Below are 18,950 nucleotides of genomic sequence, written 5' to 3'. Positions count from 1 at the left end.
CATCAGCGACGCTGGTCCGAGATCGCCTTCTCGATGCGCTTCTCCGACACCGGGTACGCCGTGCGAATGCCCTGCGCGAACAGTCCGACGCGCAACTCCTCGATCATCCAGAACAGTTCCTGAACCCCGGAACTGTTCTTTCTGCTCTCCGGCAGCGAATCCAACAGTCGCCCGTACGAGGCGTACACCCGATCGAGTACGTCCATCGCAGCCGCGTCCCGGCCTGCACTGCTCGGCAGCGTCGTCAACCGCTTGGTCGCCGCGGCGAGGTAGCGCGGCAGGTCTGCGAGTCTGCGAGAGCCGAATTCGGTGACGAACCCTCGAAAGATCAAGCCGTCGAACTGTTCCCGAACATCGTCCGCCGGCTCGCCCGAGGAGGACTGAAGTTGTGCGGACAGCGCCAGGGCGGCGGTCAACACCGGGCGAACCAACGCCAGTATCGCAGCGGTGCGCTGCGGAACCTCGGCGTTGACGAGTGCCCTCAGTTTCTCGAAGGCATCCGGATCCCGGACCGGTCCTCCGTGCGCATCCATGGCCTCTTCGACCGCAAGTACTCGGCACTCCTCGAGGATTGCGTCGACTCCACCGTACGGATTCTGGCCCAGTGCAAGACGTTCCGCGGTCGGTAGGCCGGCCAGCAATGCCTTGGTGCCCTTCGGAGCCGTCGACAGAAGCAGAGTTCTGGTTCCCGAGCGCATTGCCGCCCGCGCCTCGGCGGGGGTGCTGAGGACCCGCACCGCGACGCCGGGTCCTTCCGGAACCAGCGCCGGATAGCCGGTGACCTTCTGTCCACCGACCTGCCGAGTCACCGTCGGCTCCAACCGACCCAGCGTGCCGGAGGTCCAGGCCAGAGAGGGTGCGCGCTCCGCGTCGCCGACCGCGCTCGCCACCTGACGGCCGACCTCACCCGACAGGCTCGTCCGAAGAGCAGTCAGATCCTTGTTGCTGCCCAGCACCTTTCCGGACGGGTCGACGGCCGCGAACGTCATCTTCAGGTGCTCGGGCAGCGCGGCGGGGTCGAAGTCCTTCGCCGTGATGTCGCACCGGGCAGCCCGGGACAACTCACGGGCCAGCGCCGTCACCAGAGTTTCCGCGCGCGGCTTCATGGCCGCCAACGCCGCGGCCGCGAAGTCGGGAGCCGGAACCACGTTGCGCCGCAGTGCCTTCGGTAGCGTCTTGATCAATGCGGTGACCAGCTCGCCGCGCATTCCCGGGACCAGCCAGTCGAAGCCCACCGGCTGTACCTGAGCGAGCAGCGCGATCGGAATGCGCGCGGTGACTCCGTCGGCCGCGGTGCCCGGCTCGAACTGATACGTCAGTGGGAACTGGATCTCGCCCTGTCGCCATGCGTCGGGATACGCGCCGGTCAGAACCGAGGCCGCGTCGGAGTTGACGACGGTGTCGGTGGTGAAGTCGAGTAGGTGCGGGTCCTGTCGGCGTGCCTTCTTCCACCAGGTGTCGAAGTGTCGCGCCGACACCGCCTCCGGGGCGATACGTGCGTCGTAGAAGTCGAAGAGAGCGTCGTCGTCGACCACGATGTCTCGTCGCCGAGCGCGATGTTCGAGTTCACCCACGTCGTCGAGCAGCGCCCGGTTCTTGTGGAAGAACGCGTGCTGGGTCTTCCATTCACCCTCCACCAGCGCATGTCTGATGAACAGCTCTCGAGACGCCTCGGCGTCGATGCGGTGATAGTTCACCGGACGTTGCGTCACCAACGGAATGCCGTAGAGCGTCACCCGTTCGTAGGCCATCGCCGATTCCCGTTTGATGGACCAGTGCGGCTCCGAGTACGTCCGCTTGACCAGGTGCGGCGCCAACCGCTCGGCCCACTCGGGCTCGATGCGCGCAGCCATCCGGCCCCACAGGCGTCCGGTCTCGACCAATTCGGCGGCCATGACCCAGCGCGGGGGCTTCTTGAACAGACCCGACCCGGGGAAGATCGCGAAGTGAGCCCCACGCGCGCCGAGGAACTCACGCTTGTCACCCTCCCGGAGCCCGATGTGCGAGAGCAGTCCGGACAGCAGCGACTGATGCAGCGCGGTCTCGGTGGAGTCGGCGTCGGGAACCGTCCACCCGAGTCCACGGGTGATCTGACGTAGCTGACCGTGCAGATCCTGCCACTCGCGAATACGTAGGTAGTGCAGGAACTCGGTGCGGCACATACGGCGGAACTGGTTGGAGGACAACTCGTTCCGCTGTTCGCGCAAATAGGTCCACAGCTTCACGTACGCGAGGAAGTCGGAGTTCTCCACCGCGAAGCGCGCATGCTTCTCGTCCGCCGCCTGCTGATGCTCTGCCGGCCGCTCCCGAACGTCCTGGATCGATAGCGCGGCAACGACCACCAACGCATCGCGGAGAGATCCGTTGCCGTTGGCCTCGACCAGCATTCGCGCCATCCGTGGATCGACCGGAAGCGCCGAGAGTTCCCGGCCGATGGGGGTGAGCTCCGCGGTGCCGTCCTTGGTAGCAGGCTTCAGTGCCCCGAGCTCTTCGAGCAGTCCGATTCCGTCTCGGATGCTCCGCGGATCGGGTGGTTCGACGAACGGGAACGCGTCGATCTTGCCCAGCCCGAGTGCGGTCATCTGAAGGATCACCGACGCCAGGTTGGTACGCAGAATCTCCGGCTCGGTGAACTGCGGACGTGACTCGAAATCCTCCTCCGAGTACAGCCGGATGCAGATGCCGTCGGCGACGCGACCACAGCGGCCGGCCCGCTGCCGCGCCGATGCCTGGGATATCGGCTCGATGGGAAGTCGTTGAACCTTGGTACGCAACGAGTATCGCGAGATTCGGGCGGTACCCGGGTCGACCACGTAGCGGATTCCGGGGACCGTCAGCGATGTTTCCGCAACGTTCGTCGAGAGCACCACGCGCCTGCCCGAGTGCGGGGAGAACACTCTATGTTGTTCGGCCGCAGAGAGTCTCGCATAGAGTGGAACGATCTCGGTGTTGCGCAGATTTCGATCGTTCAAGGCGTCGGCGGTGTCGCGAATCTCGCGCTCACCGGACAGGAACACCAGAATGTCACCGTCGCCCTCGGCCATCAACTCGTCGACGGCCTGGCACGTCGCGTCGACGGGGTCGAGATCGATCGTGGTGTCCCCGGCGTCGACGGTCAGTGGCCGGTAGCGCATCTCGACCGGGAACGTGCGGCCGGAGACCTCGATGATCGGCGCGGGCACGCCGTCGCGCGCGAAGTGCCGAGCGAAACGCTCGGGATCGATCGTCGCCGAGGTGATGACGATCTTCAGGTCGGGTCGGCGGGGGAGGAGCTGCGCGAGGTAGCCCAGGATGAAATCGATGTTGAGGCTGCGCTCGTGGGCCTCGTCGATGATCAGGGTGTCGTACTGGCGGAGCAGCCGGTCTCGCTGGATCTCCGCCAGCAGGATGCCGTCGGTCATCAGCTTGACGAGGGTCGCATCCGAGGACTGATCGGTGAATCTCACCTTGTAGCCGATGGATTCACCCAGTGGTTCACCCACCTCCTCGGCGATACGTTCGGCCACGGTGCGAGCGGCGAGTCGACGGGGCTGTGTGTGACCGATCGAGCCCCGGATCCCGCGCCCCAGTTCGAGGCAGATCTTGGGGATCTGAGTGGTCTTGCCGGAGCCGGTCTCGCCGGCGACGATCACCACCTGGTGCTCGGCGATGGCCGCGGCGATGTCGTCCTTGCGAAGACTGACCGGAAGTGACTCGGGAAATTCGAGCTTGGGCACCGCAGCGCGGCGGTTGGCGACCACGGTCTCGGCGCGGGTGATGTCGCGGTCGAGTGCGGCGAACGCGTCGTCGGTACGCGCCTTGTCCAATCGCCGCCGCAGCCGGTTCTCGTCGCGGATGGTGACCTGGGCCAGACGTGTGGCGAGAGCGCGACGCTGAACGGACGGGTTCGAGGTAGACATACTTCACCCAGGATATCGGTTTCGGCAGTGCCACCGAATGCAGGTCGTGACTGTGCCAGGATCGCCACATGAGCATCTCGCAGGATGTGATGGTCCAGCCGCGCACTCCCGTACCGATCAGGACGTTGCGCGTACTGTTCGCGGCGCTCACCGCCTCGGCACTGATCTCGATCGTCCTGGACGGTCTCGCCTCCACGACGTTCTCGCTGGCCAACTACTTCAGCTACTTCACCGTCATGAGCAACGTGCTGACGGTGCTGGTGCTGCTGGTCGGCGGCGTCGTCGATCCACGCGCAGCGCACTGGCAGCTCGTTCGGGGTGCCGTCACCCTCTACATGGTCATCACCGGAATCATCTACGCCGTACTGCTCGCCAACATCGATGTGGGCGTGGCGGATCCGTGGACGAACAACGTGGTGCACCGCATCATGCCCGTCGTCCTGCTGATCGACTGGATCCTCACGCCACCGCGACGGCAGATCTCGGAATCGCGCAGCCTGACATGGCTGCTGTTTCCGCTTCTCTACGGGATCTACACCCTCGTCCGTGGGCCCGTTGTCGACTGGTATCCCTATCCGTTCCTCGACCCACGCGTCCAGGGCTACCTCGCGCTCGCCATCGGCCTGCTCGTTCTCACCGTCGCCTTCGCGTTGATGGCTCTCGCGGTCGGTGCACTCGGGAGGATCGCCGGACGGTGGAGGTACGGATCGGGCTCGGCCGGAACCACGTGACTACTGTGTACCGCATGTCTTCTGCCACCGGAACCACACACTCTTCCGCGCTCTGGCACGGTTTCGCCGACATGGGAGCCGTCACGACCAGCGGCCCGTTCGTCGTCTCCCGCGGTGAAGGTGCCTACATCTACGACCACGCGGGTACCGAATACCTCGACGCCACCGCGGGCCTGTGGTTCACCAACGTCGGCCACGGCCGTCGGGAGATCGCCGACGCCGTTGCGACGCAGTTGAGCTCGATCGCCCACTACTCGAACTTCGGTGACTTCGTACCCGAGACCACACTGGCACTCGCCGATCGTCTCGCGGCGATCGCCCCGGTACCGGGCAGCAAGATCTTCTTCACCTCGGGTGGCTCGGACTCCATCGACACCGCCGCGAAACTCGCCCGGCGCTACTGGGTCGAAATGGGTCGACCGAGCAAGACACTGATCGTCGGCCGGCAGAAGGCCTACCACGGGATGCACGTCGCGGGAACAGCGCTGGCCGGCATTCCGGTGAACAAGGAGCACTACGGCGAGCTCATGTCCGACGCCCGAACGGTGGCGTGGGACGACGCGAAGTCGCTGCTGGCACTGATCGAGGAGGTCGGTGCCGAGAACGTGGCCGCATTCTTCTGCGAGCCCGTGATCGGTGCCGGCGGCATCTACCTCCCACCGGAGGGCTACCTGCGCGAGGTGCGGCAGATCTGCCGCGACAACGACGTACTGTTCGTCGCGGACGAGGTCGTCACCGGATTCGGCCGTATCGGCGGCAGTTGGTTCGCCTCCACTCGATTCGAGCTCGAACCGGATCTGATGACCACCGCCAAGGGGCTCACGTCCGGATACGTACCGATGGGTGCGGTGTTCATCGCCCCGACGATCGCCGAGCCGTTCTTCGCGGGCGGCGTGTGGTGGCGGCACGGGTACACCTACGGTGGCCATGCCGGAGCGGCCGCGGCCGCGATGGCCAACCTCGACATCATCGAGCGCGAGGAACTGCTGTCACACTCGAAGCGCATCGAGGCGGCGTTGCACACCCACCTCGCGCCGTTGGCCGCACACGAGAGGGTCTCGGAGATCCGGAGCGGAATCGGTGCGGTTGCCGCCGTGCAGCTCGCCGACCCGGCCGAGGCATTGCCCTTCGTCAAGACGCTTCGAGCGCACGGTGTGTCCAGTCGCGCGGCCGGTCAGGGGGCGATGCAGATCTCGCCGGCATTCGTCATGACGAATGCCGAGATCGAAGAGCTGGCCGCGCGAATCCTCAGCGCGCTCGGCTGAACCGGAGCCTGCTGCGCAGCTGCTGTCCGCGTGAGCGCGGGGCAGCAGCTGCGGGCTGCGGCTCGTCGGGGACGGCGGCGAAGCGCCGGTGCAGCCGATCTCGTACTTCCTCGGGCGCGTATGCGCGACGCTTGCGTTCGGATCGGACCACCAACGCCCCGGTGGCCGCGACACCGACCATCCCGGCGAGACCGAGGGCCTTCCACACGTTCATCCGGCCACCGTACCGTCACGAGATCTAGGGTGTGGACCATGAATCCGTCGCGAATCAGCCTCGATACTGCAGTCGAGGCCACCAGAACGGGCGACATCTGGATCTTCCGCGGACAGTCGAACGCCGATCGCGCTATCCAGGCACTGACCAACAGTCCCGTCAACCACGTCGGAATGGCCGTCGTGATCGACGACCTGCCTCCGCTGATGTGGCACGCCGAACTGGGAAAGTCGTTGCAGGACATGTGGAGCGGAAATTTCCAACGCGGGGTTCAGCTGCACGATCTGCGTGCGGCCGTCACCCAGTGGGCCACGAAGTACGAACAGCGTTGTTGGCTGCGGCAATTGGACGAGTCCGTGACGACTGCGCAGGAGGACGCCCTGCTGCGCACGATCGCCCGCATGGACGGAACCGCGTTCCCGACCACTGCGGCGCTCGCCGGTCGGTGGTTCCGGGGCCGAGTCCCCGCACTGCGTCGCAACCGACGCGAGGGAGCGGCACTCGAAACCGCCTACTGCGCCGAGGTGGTCGCCATGACCTACGACGCGATGGGTCTGCTCACGGGCAACAAGAAAGCCAACTGGTTCGACCCGGGAAAGTTCTGGAGCGGCGACCGACTGCCACTGGCCGACGGAGTTCGTCTCGGCGAGGAAATCGAAGTGGACGTACCCGTCACACGCTGATCGACGCGTCCGCCGCGGTGCGTCCGCCCAGTTCCACCCAGCCGTCGCCGATGGTGGTGCGCAACCGAGATCCGGCTCCCTGCACGATGTTCAGGCTCCGGCCGAGTTCACCGGTCAGCCGGACGGCGGCAGCACCGGTCGCCTCGTCCTCGGCGATACCCATCATCGGTGCGAACATGCGCGATCGCAGCGTGCCGTGTTCCTCGTCGGTCCAGGCCCAGACGTAGTGGTGCCCACTGTCGTAGGCACTCGGATCGGCTGCCGCCACCTCGGCCGCATCGTGAACCCGATGGAAGGTGAACTGCGGAGTCCAGTCGACGCGAGCGCGAACCCAGGTGTGCTCGCCGTCGTAGCGGATGCTCAACGGTCCGGCAGGGACGGTGAGCACGTCGACGGGATGTCCCCGCTCGCGGAGCCACCACGAGAGTCCGACCGTGGGATGTCCGGCGAAGGGCAGCTCCACGGCGGGGGTGTGGATGGTCGCCGAGGCCGTACCGGACTCGGTGCGATCGACGAACACCGTCTCGCTGAAGCCGAGCTCGGCGGCGAACTGCTGCCTGTCGGCCTCGTCCACGTCGCCCGCGGCCACGATGCCGAGGGGGTTGCCGAACCTGCCGTCGGCATCGGTGAACACTCGGACGACGGAGATGTCGGTAGCCATGCCCGGATGGTACCGAACGCAGAACGAGGGACCCGCGGCCGCGGATCCCTCGTTCGGTGAACAGTGCGAGACGACGCTCAGACGGCGGCACCGTCGAGGATTCGCCCCGTTTCGATCGCCTGAGCGACACCTGCGACGATCGACGCGGCACGGATGGCCTCGAAGATCTTCTCGCGGTCGACGCCCTCGGCGCGCAGGGTCTTCTCGTGTGCCTCCAGGCAGTGGTTGCACCCGTTGACGGCCGACACCGCGAGCGACCACAGCTCGAAGTCGGCCTTGTCCACGCCAGGGTTGCCGATGATGTTCATGCGCAGGCCGGCGCGCAGATCGTCGTACTTGCCGCCGAGGTATCCCTTGGTTCGGTAGAAGACGTTGTTCATGCCCATGATCGACGCCGCACCGAGTGCCGCGTTGTACGCCTCGGCCGACAGTGAATCGGCAGCGTCCTCGGCGATCTCCTTCAACGTCGTCGCGGACTTCGACGCTGCCGCCACCGACAGCAGCGTGCCCCACAGCTGCTGCTCGCTGAGCACCGTGGAACGGGCGATGGAACCGAGATTGAGCTTGAGGTCCTTGGCGTACTCGGGGACGGCGTTCTTGAGGTTGTCGATCGTCATGTCAGACGCTCGCCGTCAGCAGTTCGCCTGCGTCGATGGTGGGATCACCCTTCTTCCAGTTGCAGGCGCAGAGCTCGTCGGACTGCAGGGCATCGAGAACTCGAAGGACCTCGTCGACGTTGCGGCCCACCGAGCCTGCCGTGACCGACACGAACTGGATCTCGTTGTTGGGGTCGACGATGAACGTGGCGCGGTCGGCGACACCATCGGCGTTGAGAACACCCGTGGCAGCAGCCAATTCACGCTTGAGATCCGACAGCATCGGGAACGGGAGGGTCTTGAGCTCGTCGTGCTGTGCCCGCCACTGGAAGTGGACGAACTCGTTGTCCACCGACGCACCGAGGACCTGTGCGTCACGGTCCTCGAACTCCTCGTTCAGCTTGCCGAACGCGGCGATCTCGGTGGGGCACACGAACGTGAAGTCCTTGGGCCAGAAGAAGACGATGCGCCACTTGCCTGCATGATCGTCACTGGTGACGGTGGTGAAGTAATCGTCGGGCTGCTGAGCGTTCACCTTGGACAGGTCTCCGCCGATGACGGCGGTCAGGTTGTATGAAGGGAACTGGTCGCCAATTGTCAACAGTGCCATGTGGTCTCCTCGTGTCGAATGATCGCGTCGGTTCCGTATGTGAGCGGTTCGGGGTCGGTGGCGTGACTGCAGCCGTACGAGCCCGGCCGACCGGTACGAGTGTGCCAAAAGTGTGGTCAAAGGTAAACGTGATGAGTGGCACTACACTGATAGGCGTGACCGATCGAAGCTATCAGCCGACCCTGTCGCATCTGCGGGCGTTCGCAGCGATCGCACGTCATCGCCACTTCGGTTCTGCCGCAGCGCAACTGAGTATCACCCAGCCTTCGCTGTCGCAGGCTCTTGCTGCGCTCGAGAAGGGGCTGGGAGTGCAGCTGATCGAGCGCAGCACTCGCCGGGTGTTGTTGACGCCTGCCGGCGGTCAGTTGCTCGCTCGGGCCACCGCGGCACTGGACGCGGTGGACGGATTCGTCGCTACCGCAGCAGGATTGGGTGGCCACCTGACCGGTGGTGTCAGGCTCGGAATCATTCCGACCGTGGCACCGTACGTGCTCCCGGCAGTACTCCCGGCCGTACGCGCCGAGTACCCCGACCTCGTGCCGAGGATAGTGGAGGATCACACCGCCCGACTGCTCGACGCACTCCGCTCCGGTGACCTCGACGTCGCCGTTCTCGCGCTGCCCCTCGCCGACCCGGGATTGATCGAAATATCCATGTACACCGAGGATTTCGTGCTCGCGTTACCTGCCGAGCACCCACTGGCGGGGCGGCGGGATCTGGACGTCGCCGACCTCCGAGGCCTGCCTCTGCTCCTGCTCGACGAGGGGCACTGCCTGCGCGAGCAGACCCTCGACCTGTGCCGCTCGGTCGACATCGCACCCGACGCGAGCTCTACCCGGGCGGCGTCGTTGACCACGGTGGTGCAGTGCGTTGCAGGCGGGCTGGGTCTGACGCTGCTGCCGCGCAGCGCCGTCGAGGTCGAGGTCGCTCGTGCGGGCCTGTCCACCGCGGAATTCGCACACCCGGCTCCCGGCCGCACGATCGGTCTCGTGCACCGATCCACGAGTGCGCGCTCGGCCGAATACCGGGCGCTGGCAAGTCTTCTCGCCACCGAGGTTCGTGCCGGCCAAGCAGATGGCCTCAGCCGGGCGTGATCACGATCTCGTCGAACACGATCTCGCCTGCCGCATCGGACTCGGGCACATCGACGACGGCGTCGAGCGACCAGCCGTGGTCCCCGTCGGGGTCCTCCAACACCTGACGCACCGTCGTGGACTCCGCACCGACGTTCAGGGTGAACAATGCGGGGCCACGGGCCGACGGGCCGGTTCCGATCGAGCCGTATTCGGCGAAGAACGGTTCGAGTTCGGCCTCCCAGTCCGGGCCGTCGTCGAGGTCGTCGAGCGTGTTCCACTGTCGGCGCGCCGCCAGGTCCACGCGGCGGAAGATCGCATTGCGCGCGAGGATTCGGAAGGCTCGCGGGTTGGCCGAGATCGGACGCGGCACGTCGGATCCGTACGCCTCCACGAGCGCTTCCGGCTCGGCACCGGGATCGGTGAGGTTCTCCCACTCGTCGAGCAGGCTCGAATCCACCTGCCGAACGAGCTCACCCAGCCACTCGGTGATGTCCTGTACCTCTTCGGTTCGAGACTCCGGCGGAACCGTCTGGCGCAGTGTGCGATAAGCGTCGGCGAGATACCGCAGGACGAGTCCCTCGGACCGCATCAGACCGTAGTGGCTGATCAATTCTGCGAACGTCATCGCGCGCTCGACCATGTCGCGGACCACGGACTTGGGCGACAGGCCGACCTCGGAGAGCCACGGATGGGTGCCGCGGTAGATCTCGAATGCCGGAACGAGCAGCTCTGCAAGAGGTTTCGGCCACGTGACCTCCTCGAGCAGCTCCATTCTCTCGTCGTACTCGATGCCGTCGGCCTTCATCTGCGACACCGCTTCGCCGCGCGCGGCGTGCTGCTGTGCCATGAGGATCTGACGCGGATCGTCGAGGGTCGATTCGATGATCGACACCACATCGAGGGCATGGGTCGGTGATTCGGCGTCCAGCAGGTCGAAGGACGCGACCGCGAACGTCGACAGCGGCTGATTGAGCGCGAAGTCCGGTTGCAGGTCCACCGTCAGTCGAGCATGTCGACCGTCGGCGTCCGGCTCGTCGAGTTGCTCGACGATGCCCGCATCGACCAGACCACGGTAGAGCGAGAGCGCCCGTAAGATGTGCTTGCGCTGAGCGGGCCGGGTCTCGTGATTGTCCTCGAGCAGGTGTCGCATGGCATGAAAGCAATTGCCCGGCCGGGCAATGACATTGAGCAACATCGCGTTGCTCACCGAGAACCGGGACGTGAGCGGCTCCGGGCTGGCGGCGATGATCCGCTCGAATGTCGGCTCACCCCACGAGACGAAACCGTCGGGTGCCTTCTTGCGCTGCACACGCTTGAGCTTCTTCGGATCGTCGCCGGCCTTGGCCACCAGACGCGCGTTCTCGATGTCGTGTTCGGGGGCCTCCACCACGACGGTGCCGAGGGTGTCGTAGCCGGCTCGGCCCGCGCGTCCCGCGATCTGATGGAACTCGCGGGCCCGAAGCTTGCGGGTGCGGATGCCGTCGTACTTGGTCAGTCCGGTGAACAACACCGTGCGAATGGGAACGTTGATGCCCACCCCCAACGTGTCCGTTCCACAGATCACCTTGAGCAGACCGTCCTGCGCCAGCTTCTCGACCAACCGTCGATACTTGGGAAGCATGCCGGCGTGGTGCACCCCGATGCCGTGCCGAACCAGTCTCGACAGGGTCTTCCCGAAACCTGTGGTGAAGCGAAAGGCACCGATGGCCTCGGCGATCTCGGCCTTCTCCTGCTTGGACGCGACGTTGACGCTCGTCAGCGCCTGGGCTCGTTCGAGTGCCGCGGCCTGCGTGAAATGTACGACATACACCGGCGCGAGATGCGTTTCCACCAGTTCTTCGATGGTCTCGCTGATCGGAGTGGTGACGTACGAGAACATCAGCGGAACCGGACGTTCGGAGCCCGAGACGACGGTGGTCGTGCGTCCGGTGCGCCGGGTCAGATCGTCCCGGAAGAACGAGACATCGCCCAGGGTCGCGGACATCAACAGGAACTGGGCGTGCGGCAATTCGATCAACGGCACCTGCCAGGCCCACCCCCGATCGGGCTCGGAGTAGTAGTGGAACTCGTCCATGATCACCTGGCCGATGTCGGAGCCGCGGCCCTGACGCAGGGCGAGGTTCGCGACGATCTCGGCGGTGGCGCAGATGATCGGGGCTCCGGAATTGACCGACGCGTCGCCCGTCATCATGCCGACGTTCTGAGCACCGAAGATCTCGCATAGAGCGAAGAACTTCTCGCTGACCAGTGCCTTGATCGGCGCGGTGTAGAAGCTGCGTATGCCCGCGGCCATCGCGGCGTAGTGGGCTCCGATGGCCACCATCGACTTACCCGATCCGGTCGGCGTCGCGAGGATGACGTTGGAGCCGGAGACCAGCTCGATGAGAGCTTCCTCCTGCGCGGGATACAGGGTCAGACCGCGATCGGCAGTCCAGGTGGTGAACGTGTCGAACAGGACGTCCGGGTCGACGCCGTCGGACCGAGCGGCGGCGGTATCGGGAATCAGTTCGGTGAGAAGCACCTCTACAGGCTATGTGGGATCGACGGCCGGACCCGCATCGACACCGCGCCGGGCGGGGTCCGGCGATGCGTCAGGTGGCGCTGCGTTCGTCCGAGCCCATGGCTCCGAGCACTGCCAGTCGCGTACTCGCGCTGCCGGTGATCATGTCCTCGCCGACACCGGTGATGAGCAGGTTGCGCCACCGCACTTCGTCGAACGTCAACGACGGGGTGGAATCGATGAAGTCCTCCACGACCTGCAGGAAGCGCATCGGGTCGTCTCGGAACGGAAAATGTCCGGAATTCTCGAACACCTCCAATGTGGAACCGGGCATGGCCGAGTGAGCGAGGTGCGCATGACTGACCGGAATCACCGAGTCCTGATCACCCCAGACGAGCAGCACCGGCAGATTCTCGGTCAGGTAACACCGGTCCAACATCGTGACCACCTGGCCGCGCCAGTCCACGACGGCGCGCAGGGTCCGCAGATACGCCTCGTACGTCGTCGGGGCCGGAAGCTCGCTCAGCACTCGGATCAGATCCGGAGTGTCGTGCAGGAGCGACCCGGGACGCAGGGGAGAGCTGTGCAGTGTGCTCAGGAGGCTGCCCGCCAACTTCACCGCGGGGATGGCACCGGGCAGGCGGAGCAGTTTGACCGCCTCGCTGAGAAACGGCATGGATGCCAGTCGAAGAAGGGGATGAACGTCCTTGGTGACGCCACCGGAGGACACCAGAGCCAACCTGTCGACCATGCCCGGGAACTGGTAGGCGAACTGCATGGCGACCCCGCCGCCCAGTGAGTGTCCGACGACGGTCACGTGTTCGATGCCCAGCACCGAGAGCAGGTCACGCATGCCGTTGGCGTACGCGGCGACGGAGTAGTCGGCACGGGGCTTGTCCGAGCGACCGTGCCCGAGCAGATCCGGAGCGATGACGGTGTAGTTCTTCGCGAGGTGCGGGATCACCTCGTTCCACGTCTCGGAGTTGTCGCCGATCCCGTGGATCAACAACAGGACCGGTCCTTCACCGGCCATGCGGAACGCCCGCCGGTATCCGTGAATGGTCCGGAAGATCAGCCGTGGCTCTTCGTCGGGAACCGGGCGGAGCTTGCGACTGCGCGGATTGGTGCTCATCTGCGCCTCCTGAAATTCCCTGGTGCACCGCGCGAGGCGGCACACGACGGCGACGCCGTGCACGAGTGTGTGGACGTACGTACCCGAGTACGTGTTGGTACGACTCTTGCACGAGATGACGCTCGGGGCAGAACATCGGGCGTATTTGCGGTTACAGGTATGTTTCGATCCGCCCGAACTGTCCGATGTGCGCGCCCGAGCGATCATCTTCTGTGACCGCTCACACTGCTACTGCTCGGTGGTGTCTTCTCCCTCGTCGAGACCGGCCTGCTCCGCGAGGAAGCGCTCGAACTCGGCCCCGAGCTCGTCGCCGCTCGGCAGTGGCTCGTCGCTGGCCAGCAGCGTCGACTGCTGTTCCTGCGCGGCCACGTAGGTGTCGTACTGACGCTCGAGTGCCTGCACCACCGACTGGACTTCTTCGTTTCCGGTGATGTGCTCGTTCACCTGCTCCCGAACCCGTGCGGCAGCTTCACCCAGCGCGGCCAGCGGCAGGTCCAACTCGGCGGCTTCGCTGACGTTCTCGAGCAGCGTTTCGGCTGCACCGGGGTAGTCCGTCTGGGCGAGGTAGTGCGGTACGTGCACCGAAAAGCCCATCGACTCGTGACCGTGCTGCGCCATCCTGAGCTCGAGCAGGGACGACGCGCTGCCGGGCACCTGCAGGTCACCTGCCCAGCTGTTGCCTTCCTTGACCAGCTCCTTGTCGCTGGCGTGGGCCGTCACACCGAGCGGCCGAGTGTGCGGAATGGCCATCGGGATCGAGCCGAGACCTATGGTCCGACGGACTCCGAGCTGTTCGGCGAGCAAGCGAACGGCAGTGGTGAACTTCTCCCACCGCAGATCCGGTTCCATACCGGCCAGCAGCAGGAACGGGGTGCCGGTGCGGTCCTTGACGGCATAGAGATTCAGTTCGGGAGCGTCGTAGTCCGAGAAATGATCGGACTTGAACGTCATCGTCGGACGACGGGACCGGTAGTCGATCAACTCGTCGACGTCGAACGACGCGACGAGTTCCGACTCCAGGCTCTCGCGCAGATGAGTCGTCGCCAACTTCACTGCGTGACCCGCGTCGGAGAAGCCCTCCAGACCGTGCACGAGGACGGGTCCGACTCCGTCGTTGGAGAAGATTTGCGGTGCCGGAAACTCCAGCTCGTACATCTTCGACTGTTCGGTCATGGCCGGGCCCCTTTCGGATCGACTCGTAGGTACCTCGAAGCGAGCATCGGGTAAGAATACGCCGATCCTGGGCGCGAGCCCCGTACCCGCCGACGTCGATCGTGGCGATTCACTATCCGAAAGAACAACCGGTGGACCGCTGTTCATTCCCCGTCCCGGGTTGCCCTCGTGCCGAGGACGACATCAGCGGTCGAAGTTGGCCAGCGCACGGATCTTGTTCGTGACATCGAGGGCGGCAACCTTGTACGCCTCCGACAGTGTGGGGTAGTTGAACACCGCATCGACGAGGTAGTCGACGGTGCCGCCGCACCCCATCACGGCCTGTCCGATGTGCACCAGATCCGTCGCACCCGACCCGAAGATGTGTACGCCGAGAATCGACCGGTCCTCGGTGGAGACGAGCAGCTTGAGCATGCCGTACGAGTCGCCGGCGATCTGACCCCGAGCGAGTTCGCGGTACCTCGACACCCCCACCTCGTAGGGAATCGATCCCTTCGTCAGGTCGACCTCGGTGGCTCCGACGTACGAGACCTCGGGAATCGAGTAGATGCCGATGGGCTGCACATCGGTCAGTTTCGCGCTGGACTCGCCGAACGCGTGGTACGCCGCCAGCCTGCCCTGATCCATCGACGTCGCGGCCAACGCCGGAAATCCGATGACATCACCGACCGCGTAGATGTGATCGACCTTGGTCTGGAAATGTTCGTCGACGAAGATGCGACCGCGCGCGTCGGCCTCCAGACCGGCGTTCTCGAGTTCGAGTGCCGTCGTCAGACCCTGACGGCCTGCCGAGTACATCACCGTCTCCGCCGGGATCCGCTTGCCGCTGGCAAGGGTGGTCACCGTTCCGTTCGGGCCGACGTCGACTGCGGTCACCGCCTCCCCGAATCGGAACGTCACCGCGAGATCGCGGAGGTGGAACTGCAACGACTCGATGATCTCGCGATCGCAGAAGTCGAGCATCGAATCGCGCTTCTCGACAACGGTGACCTTCGTTCCCAGGGCAGCGAACATCGATGCGTACTCGATTCCGATGACCCCGGCCCCGACCACGACCATGGACGCCGGAATGAATTCGAGATTGAGAATCCCGTCGGAGTCGAGGACGCGGTAATCGTCGAACGCGATGTCGGCGGGACGCGCGGGAGCCGTGCCGGTCGCGATCACCACATTGGCTGCCTTGACCGTGATGCGTTCACCTCGCGACTCGTCCTCGATCACGATGGTGCGCGCGTCGAGGAACTTTCCGACGCCCGTGATGAGTTCGATCCGGTTGCGCAGCAGTTGCGAGCGCACCACCTCGATCTCCTTACCGATCACGTGCTGGGTTCGCGCCAACAGATCGGCCGGAGTGATGTCGGCCTTCACCCGATAGCTCGCCCCGTACAACTCACGTTGATTCATGCCCGTGAGGTACAGAACGGCCTCGCGCAGCGTCTTGGACGGAATGGTGCCGGTATTGACGCAGACCCCGCCGAGCATGTGGCCCTTCTCCACGATCGCCACCCGCTTGCCGAGCTTCGCAGCCGCAATGGCCGCCTTCTGGCCACCTGGGCCGGAGCCGATGACCACCAGGTCGTACTCCATGGGTTCAGACATTCGTCATAGGTACCGCTCGCACGCAAAGACTGCGTGCCCACCCGGTCACAACCTTGTGAACTCCGAGATTCGGAGGCCGAACCCATGCAGATGTCGCCACGTACTGATGCGTTGTGCGAGGCTGAGCCCAGCACGAAACACCCGATTCACAGTGGAGGAACACATGCCGCAGCAGGTCCGCGCTGTCGTTGCCAAGAGCAAGGGCGAGCCCGTCTCCATCGAGACGATCACCATCCCCGATCCCGGGCCGAACGAGGTCGTGGTCAAGATCGCGGCCTGCGGGGTGTGCCACACCGACCTGCACTACCGCGAAGGCGGCATCAACGACGAGTTCCCGTTCCTGCTCGGACACGAGGCAGCCGGAATCGTCGAGACCATCGGCGACCGCGTCGAGCACGTCGAGGTCGGAGACTTCGTCGTCCTGAACTGGCGCGCCGTGTGCGGCGAATGTCGAGCCTGCAAGCGCGGCACCCCGTGGTACTGCTTCGACACCCACAACGCAGCACAGAAGATGACCCTCGAGGACGGCACCGAGCTGACCCCTGCGCTGGGCATCGGCGCATTCGCCGAGAAGACCCTGGTGCACGAGGGCCAGTGCACCAAGGTCGCCGCAGACGCCGATCCCGCCGTCGTCGGACTGCTCGGCTGCGGAGTGATGGCCGGGCTCGGGGCAGCGATGAACACCGGAAACGTCTCGCGCGGAGACTCGGTGGCCGTGATCGGCTGCGGCGGCGTCGGCGATGCCGCGATCGCCGGAGCCCGACTGGCGGGCGCATCGACGATCATCGCGGTCGATCGCGACCCGGGCAAGCTCGAATGGGCCCTCGAACTCGGAGCCACCCACACCGTCGATTCTTCCGTGGTCGACGCCGTCGAGGCCGTGCAGGAGCTGACCGGAGGCTTCGGTGCCGATGTGGTGATCGACGCCGTCGGCCGTCCGGAGACCTGGAAGCAAGCGTTCTACGCACGCGACCTCGCCGGAACCGTGGTGCTCGTCGGCGTTCCGACTCCCGAGATGACTCTCGAGATGCCGCTCATCGACTTCTTCTCCCGCGGTGGCTCGCTGAAGTCGTCCTGGTACGGAGACTGCCTGCCCGAGCGCGACTTCCCGCAGTTGGTGGACCTGTACCAGCAGGGCCGTCTGCCGCTCGAGAAGTTCGTCACCGAACGCATCACCATCGAGGACGTCGAAGCCGCGTTCGACAAGATGCACAAGGGCACCGTGCTGCGGTCGGTGGTGATCCTGTGAGTGGTCGATTCCGTGTCCAGAACGTGGTCACCTCGGGCACGTTCAGTCTCGACGGTGGCACCTGGGACGTCGACAACAACATCTGGCTGATCGGCGACGACGACGAGGTGGTCATCGTCGACGCAGCGCACACCGCGGCCCCGATCGTCGACGCGGTAGCCGGTCGCACGGTCAAGGCCGTCGTCTGCACACACGGTCACAACGATCACGTGACCGTGGCACCCGAGCTCTCGGACACCCTCGACGCGCCGATTCTGCTGCACCCGGCCGACGAGATGCTGTGGGAGCAGACGCACCCGGGCGTCGGGCACTCGACCCTCGAGGACGGCCAGCGCATCACCGTTGCCGGAACCGACATCCTGGCGTTGCACACACCCGGGCACTCACCGGGATCGACGTGCCTGTACCTGCCGGAGGCGGGGGAGTTGTTCAGCGGCGACACCCTCTTCTCCGGCGGTCCGGGTGCCACCGGCCGGTCGTACTCGGATTTCCCGACCATCATCGGGTCCATCCGTGATCGACTCTTCGCGCTTCCCGTCGAGACTCGCGTCAACACCGGGCACGGCGACGGCACGCGCATCGGCGACGAGGCACCGCACCTCGAGGAGTGGATCGCCCGCGGAAGCTGACATCGCGACACTGCGGTAGGTCGCCTGCCGCGTTCGAGGTGGTCGGAATGAGACAGTGGTGGGACGCCGGAGCGAGTGCTGCGGCGTCCCACCTACTCGAAGAGGACGTCTTGTGAGCCCCGCCGCACGGAGAACCCGCCTGACCAGCGCTGCCACGTCGGCGGCGATCGGAGCGCTCGTACTGGTGGGGTGCAGCTCGACCGTCACGGGCACCGCTGAACCCAGCGCAGGCAGTGCCACGTCGTCGTCGCGGTCCGGTGTGGATCTGAACACGCTGCTGATCGACCCGTCCAGCTTCCCGGCACCGTACGACGCCCTGGTTCTGCCCCAGCAGGCGATCTCGCAAGCCGCACCCGATCTCAGCGGAATACCGGCCGGTGCCGAGGTCAGCCCGGCGGGATGCAAGCCTGCCGACCAGGACTTCGGCCCGACGGGAACGGCCATGATCGTCGGAACCGACAACGACAGTCGATCGACCATCTCGATCGAGTTGACCGCAGTGGACGAACCGCTCTCGGCGCGCAAGGAGCAGCTCGAACAGTGCGGGGAGGTGACGGCAACCAAGTCCGGTGCGACCTCGACGGTGACCTCGACTCTGACGCCGGCACCGCCCATCGACGCGGACGACACCTTGGCCGTCCGGCAGACCGTTGCATCGGGAGCAGGCGGCGACGCCGTCACGCAGTCGATGCTGACGTTGATGGCCCAGATCGACGGGGTGCGAGTGTCGGCCACGTTCATGTCGTTCGGCTCGGGCACGCCCGACGCGACGACCCTCGACGAGCTGTTCACCGCGGCCGTCCAGAAGATCGGCCAGAGCTGACGGAGCGATAGCAGATCGCACCGACACGAATCGGTCGTCCACAGCTCCGGCGACACGATCGGTCCACAACACACCGGTTCTCCACAGGGCAGTTCGAAAGCCCAGGTCGG

At 65.4% G+C, this 18,950-nt stretch carries 16 protein-coding genes; 7 read left to right on the top strand and 9 right to left on the bottom strand.

The genetic code is table 11. The features are described 5' to 3' along the window. Positions 1–2 precede the first annotated feature (2 nt). Positions 3–3,899, bottom strand: coding sequence for an ATP-dependent RNA helicase HrpA (gene hrpA, locus CH296_RS23515; protein WP_094685825.1), 3,897 nt, complete (start codon positions 3,897–3,899; stop codon positions 3–5). Positions 3,900–3,967: 68 nt separating this feature from the next. Here hrpA and CH296_RS23510 point away from each other — a divergent pair, with 68 nt between their 5' ends. Both CH296_RS23510 and CH296_RS23505 read left to right on the top strand, forming a co-directional pair. Beyond that, a complete protein-coding gene (locus tag CH296_RS23510; RefSeq protein ID WP_254924118.1) occupies positions 3,968–4,630 on the top strand; it encodes a Pr6Pr family membrane protein in 663 nt (220 codons plus the stop codon). A gap of 14 nt (positions 4,631–4,644) precedes the next feature. Continuing rightward, positions 4,645–5,895 carry an aspartate aminotransferase family protein gene (locus CH296_RS23505; RefSeq protein WP_032397901.1) on the top strand — a complete coding sequence of 417 codons (1,251 nt, stop codon included), beginning with the start codon at positions 4,645–4,647 and terminating at the stop codon, positions 5,893–5,895. On the opposite strand, the gene CH296_RS23500 is transcribed toward CH296_RS23505, so the two are convergent. Then, positions 5,879–6,109: a hypothetical protein gene (locus tag CH296_RS23500; RefSeq protein WP_032397902.1), complete on the bottom strand. Its 231-nt coding sequence runs from the start codon at positions 6,107–6,109 to the stop codon at positions 5,879–5,881. The two genes, CH296_RS23505 and CH296_RS23500, sit on opposite strands and share 17 nt — an antisense overlap. 38 nt (positions 6,110–6,147) lie before the next feature. Here CH296_RS23500 and CH296_RS23495 point away from each other — a divergent pair, with 38 nt between their 5' ends. Beyond that, on the top strand, positions 6,148–6,792 hold the full coding sequence (locus tag CH296_RS23495) for a hypothetical protein (protein ID WP_032397903.1): 645 nt from the start codon (positions 6,148–6,150) through the stop codon (positions 6,790–6,792). Here the strand turns inward: CH296_RS23495 and CH296_RS23490 are convergent. From CH296_RS23490 to CH296_RS23480, 3 genes are all read right to left on the bottom strand, one after another. After that, the gene (locus CH296_RS23490) at positions 6,782–7,453 is read right to left on the bottom strand and encodes a PhzF family phenazine biosynthesis protein (RefSeq protein WP_094685824.1); all 672 of its coding nucleotides are present in this window, start codon (positions 7,451–7,453) and stop codon (positions 6,782–6,784) included. The two genes, CH296_RS23495 and CH296_RS23490, sit on opposite strands and share 11 nt — an antisense overlap. Before the next feature lie 77 nt (positions 7,454–7,530). Continuing rightward, entirely contained in the window at positions 7,531–8,070 is a 540-nt protein-coding gene (locus tag CH296_RS23485) for a carboxymuconolactone decarboxylase family protein (RefSeq protein ID WP_032397905.1), read from the bottom strand. A gap of 1 nt (position 8,071) precedes the next feature. Further along, entirely contained in the window at positions 8,072–8,659 is a 588-nt protein-coding gene (locus CH296_RS23480) for a peroxiredoxin (protein WP_032397906.1), read from the bottom strand. Between the two features lie 155 nt (positions 8,660–8,814). Here CH296_RS23480 and CH296_RS23475 point away from each other — a divergent pair, with 155 nt between their 5' ends. Then, the gene (locus tag CH296_RS23475) at positions 8,815–9,753 is read left to right on the top strand and encodes a hydrogen peroxide-inducible genes activator (protein ID WP_094685823.1); all 939 of its coding nucleotides are present in this window, start codon (positions 8,815–8,817) and stop codon (positions 9,751–9,753) included. Here CH296_RS23475 and CH296_RS23470 read toward each other — a convergent pair. The 4 genes from CH296_RS23470 to sthA form a co-directional block, all read right to left on the bottom strand. Next, positions 9,740–12,256: an RNA helicase gene (locus tag CH296_RS23470; RefSeq protein WP_045195424.1), complete on the bottom strand. Its 2,517-nt coding sequence runs from the start codon at positions 12,254–12,256 to the stop codon at positions 9,740–9,742. The genes CH296_RS23475 and CH296_RS23470 overlap by 14 nt on opposite strands. Positions 12,257–12,326: 70 nt before the next feature. Next, positions 12,327–13,367, bottom strand: a complete 1,041-nt coding sequence (locus CH296_RS23465; protein WP_032398408.1) for an alpha/beta fold hydrolase — start codon at positions 13,365–13,367, stop codon at positions 12,327–12,329. 228 nt (positions 13,368–13,595) lie between these two features. After that, a complete protein-coding gene (locus CH296_RS23460) occupies positions 13,596–14,540 on the bottom strand; it encodes a proteasome assembly chaperone family protein (RefSeq protein WP_032397909.1) in 945 nt (314 codons plus the stop codon). A 183-nt stretch (positions 14,541–14,723) separates the two neighbouring features. Further along, positions 14,724–16,139: a Si-specific NAD(P)(+) transhydrogenase gene (gene sthA, locus CH296_RS23455; RefSeq protein ID WP_094685822.1), complete on the bottom strand. Its 1,416-nt coding sequence runs from the start codon at positions 16,137–16,139 to the stop codon at positions 14,724–14,726. Between the two features lie 163 nt (positions 16,140–16,302). On the opposite strand from sthA, the gene CH296_RS23450 reads away from it, so the two are divergent. The 3 genes from CH296_RS23450 to CH296_RS23440 all read left to right on the top strand — a co-directional run bounded on the left by CH296_RS23450 (position 16,303) and on the right by CH296_RS23440 (position 18,840). Next, entirely contained in the window at positions 16,303–17,388 is a 1,086-nt protein-coding gene (locus CH296_RS23450) for an S-(hydroxymethyl)mycothiol dehydrogenase (protein ID WP_032397911.1), read from the top strand. Then, positions 17,385–18,017, top strand: a complete 633-nt coding sequence (locus tag CH296_RS23445; protein ID WP_045195419.1) for an MBL fold metallo-hydrolase — start codon at positions 17,385–17,387, stop codon at positions 18,015–18,017. Before CH296_RS23450 ends, CH296_RS23445 begins: the two co-directional genes overlap by 4 nt. A 112-nt stretch (positions 18,018–18,129) precedes the next feature. Beyond that, entirely contained in the window at positions 18,130–18,840 is a 711-nt protein-coding gene (locus tag CH296_RS23440) for a DUF5642 family protein (RefSeq protein ID WP_094685821.1), read from the top strand. Positions 18,841–18,950: the final 110 nt, after the last annotated feature.

The organism is Rhodococcus sp. 14-2496-1d, assembly GCF_002259365.1.
In the GTDB taxonomy this organism is placed as follows: Bacteria; Actinomycetota; Actinomycetes; order Mycobacteriales; family Mycobacteriaceae; genus Rhodococcoides.
This window is presented reverse-complemented; position numbering and strand designations above follow the sequence as displayed.

What these genes read in the sequence shown, in the direction of transcription:
- CH296_RS23490 (WP_094685824.1), bottom strand. Translation starts at nt 7,453, where the DNA reads ATGGCTACCGACATCTCCGTCGTCCGAGTGTTCACCGATGCCGACGGC.
- hrpA (WP_094685825.1), bottom strand. Translation starts at nt 3,899, where the DNA reads ATGTCTACCTCGAACCCGTCCGTTCAGCGTCGCGCTCTCGCCACACGT.
- CH296_RS23500 (WP_032397902.1), bottom strand. Translation starts at nt 6,109, where the DNA reads ATGAACGTGTGGAAGGCCCTCGGTCTCGCCGGGATGGTCGGTGTCGCG.
- CH296_RS23460 (WP_032397909.1), bottom strand. Translation starts at nt 14,540, where the DNA reads ATGACCGAACAGTCGAAGATGTACGAGCTGGAGTTTCCGGCACCGCAA.
- CH296_RS23450 (WP_032397911.1), top strand. Translation starts at nt 16,303, where the DNA reads ATGCCGCAGCAGGTCCGCGCTGTCGTTGCCAAGAGCAAGGGCGAGCCC.
- CH296_RS23510 (WP_254924118.1), top strand. Translation starts at nt 3,968, where the DNA reads ATGAGCATCTCGCAGGATGTGATGGTCCAGCCGCGCACTCCCGTACCG.
- CH296_RS23495 (WP_032397903.1), top strand. Translation starts at nt 6,148, where the DNA reads ATGAATCCGTCGCGAATCAGCCTCGATACTGCAGTCGAGGCCACCAGA.
- CH296_RS23465 (WP_032398408.1), bottom strand. Translation starts at nt 13,367, where the DNA reads ATGAGCACCAATCCGCGCAGTCGCAAGCTCCGCCCGGTTCCCGACGAA.
- CH296_RS23505 (WP_032397901.1), top strand. Translation starts at nt 4,645, where the DNA reads ATGTCTTCTGCCACCGGAACCACACACTCTTCCGCGCTCTGGCACGGT.
- CH296_RS23485 (WP_032397905.1), bottom strand. Translation starts at nt 8,070, where the DNA reads ATGACGATCGACAACCTCAAGAACGCCGTCCCCGAGTACGCCAAGGAC.
- sthA (WP_094685822.1), bottom strand. Translation starts at nt 16,139, where the DNA reads ATGTCTGAACCCATGGAGTACGACCTGGTGGTCATCGGCTCCGGCCCA.
- CH296_RS23480 (WP_032397906.1), bottom strand. Translation starts at nt 8,659, where the DNA reads ATGGCACTGTTGACAATTGGCGACCAGTTCCCTTCATACAACCTGACC.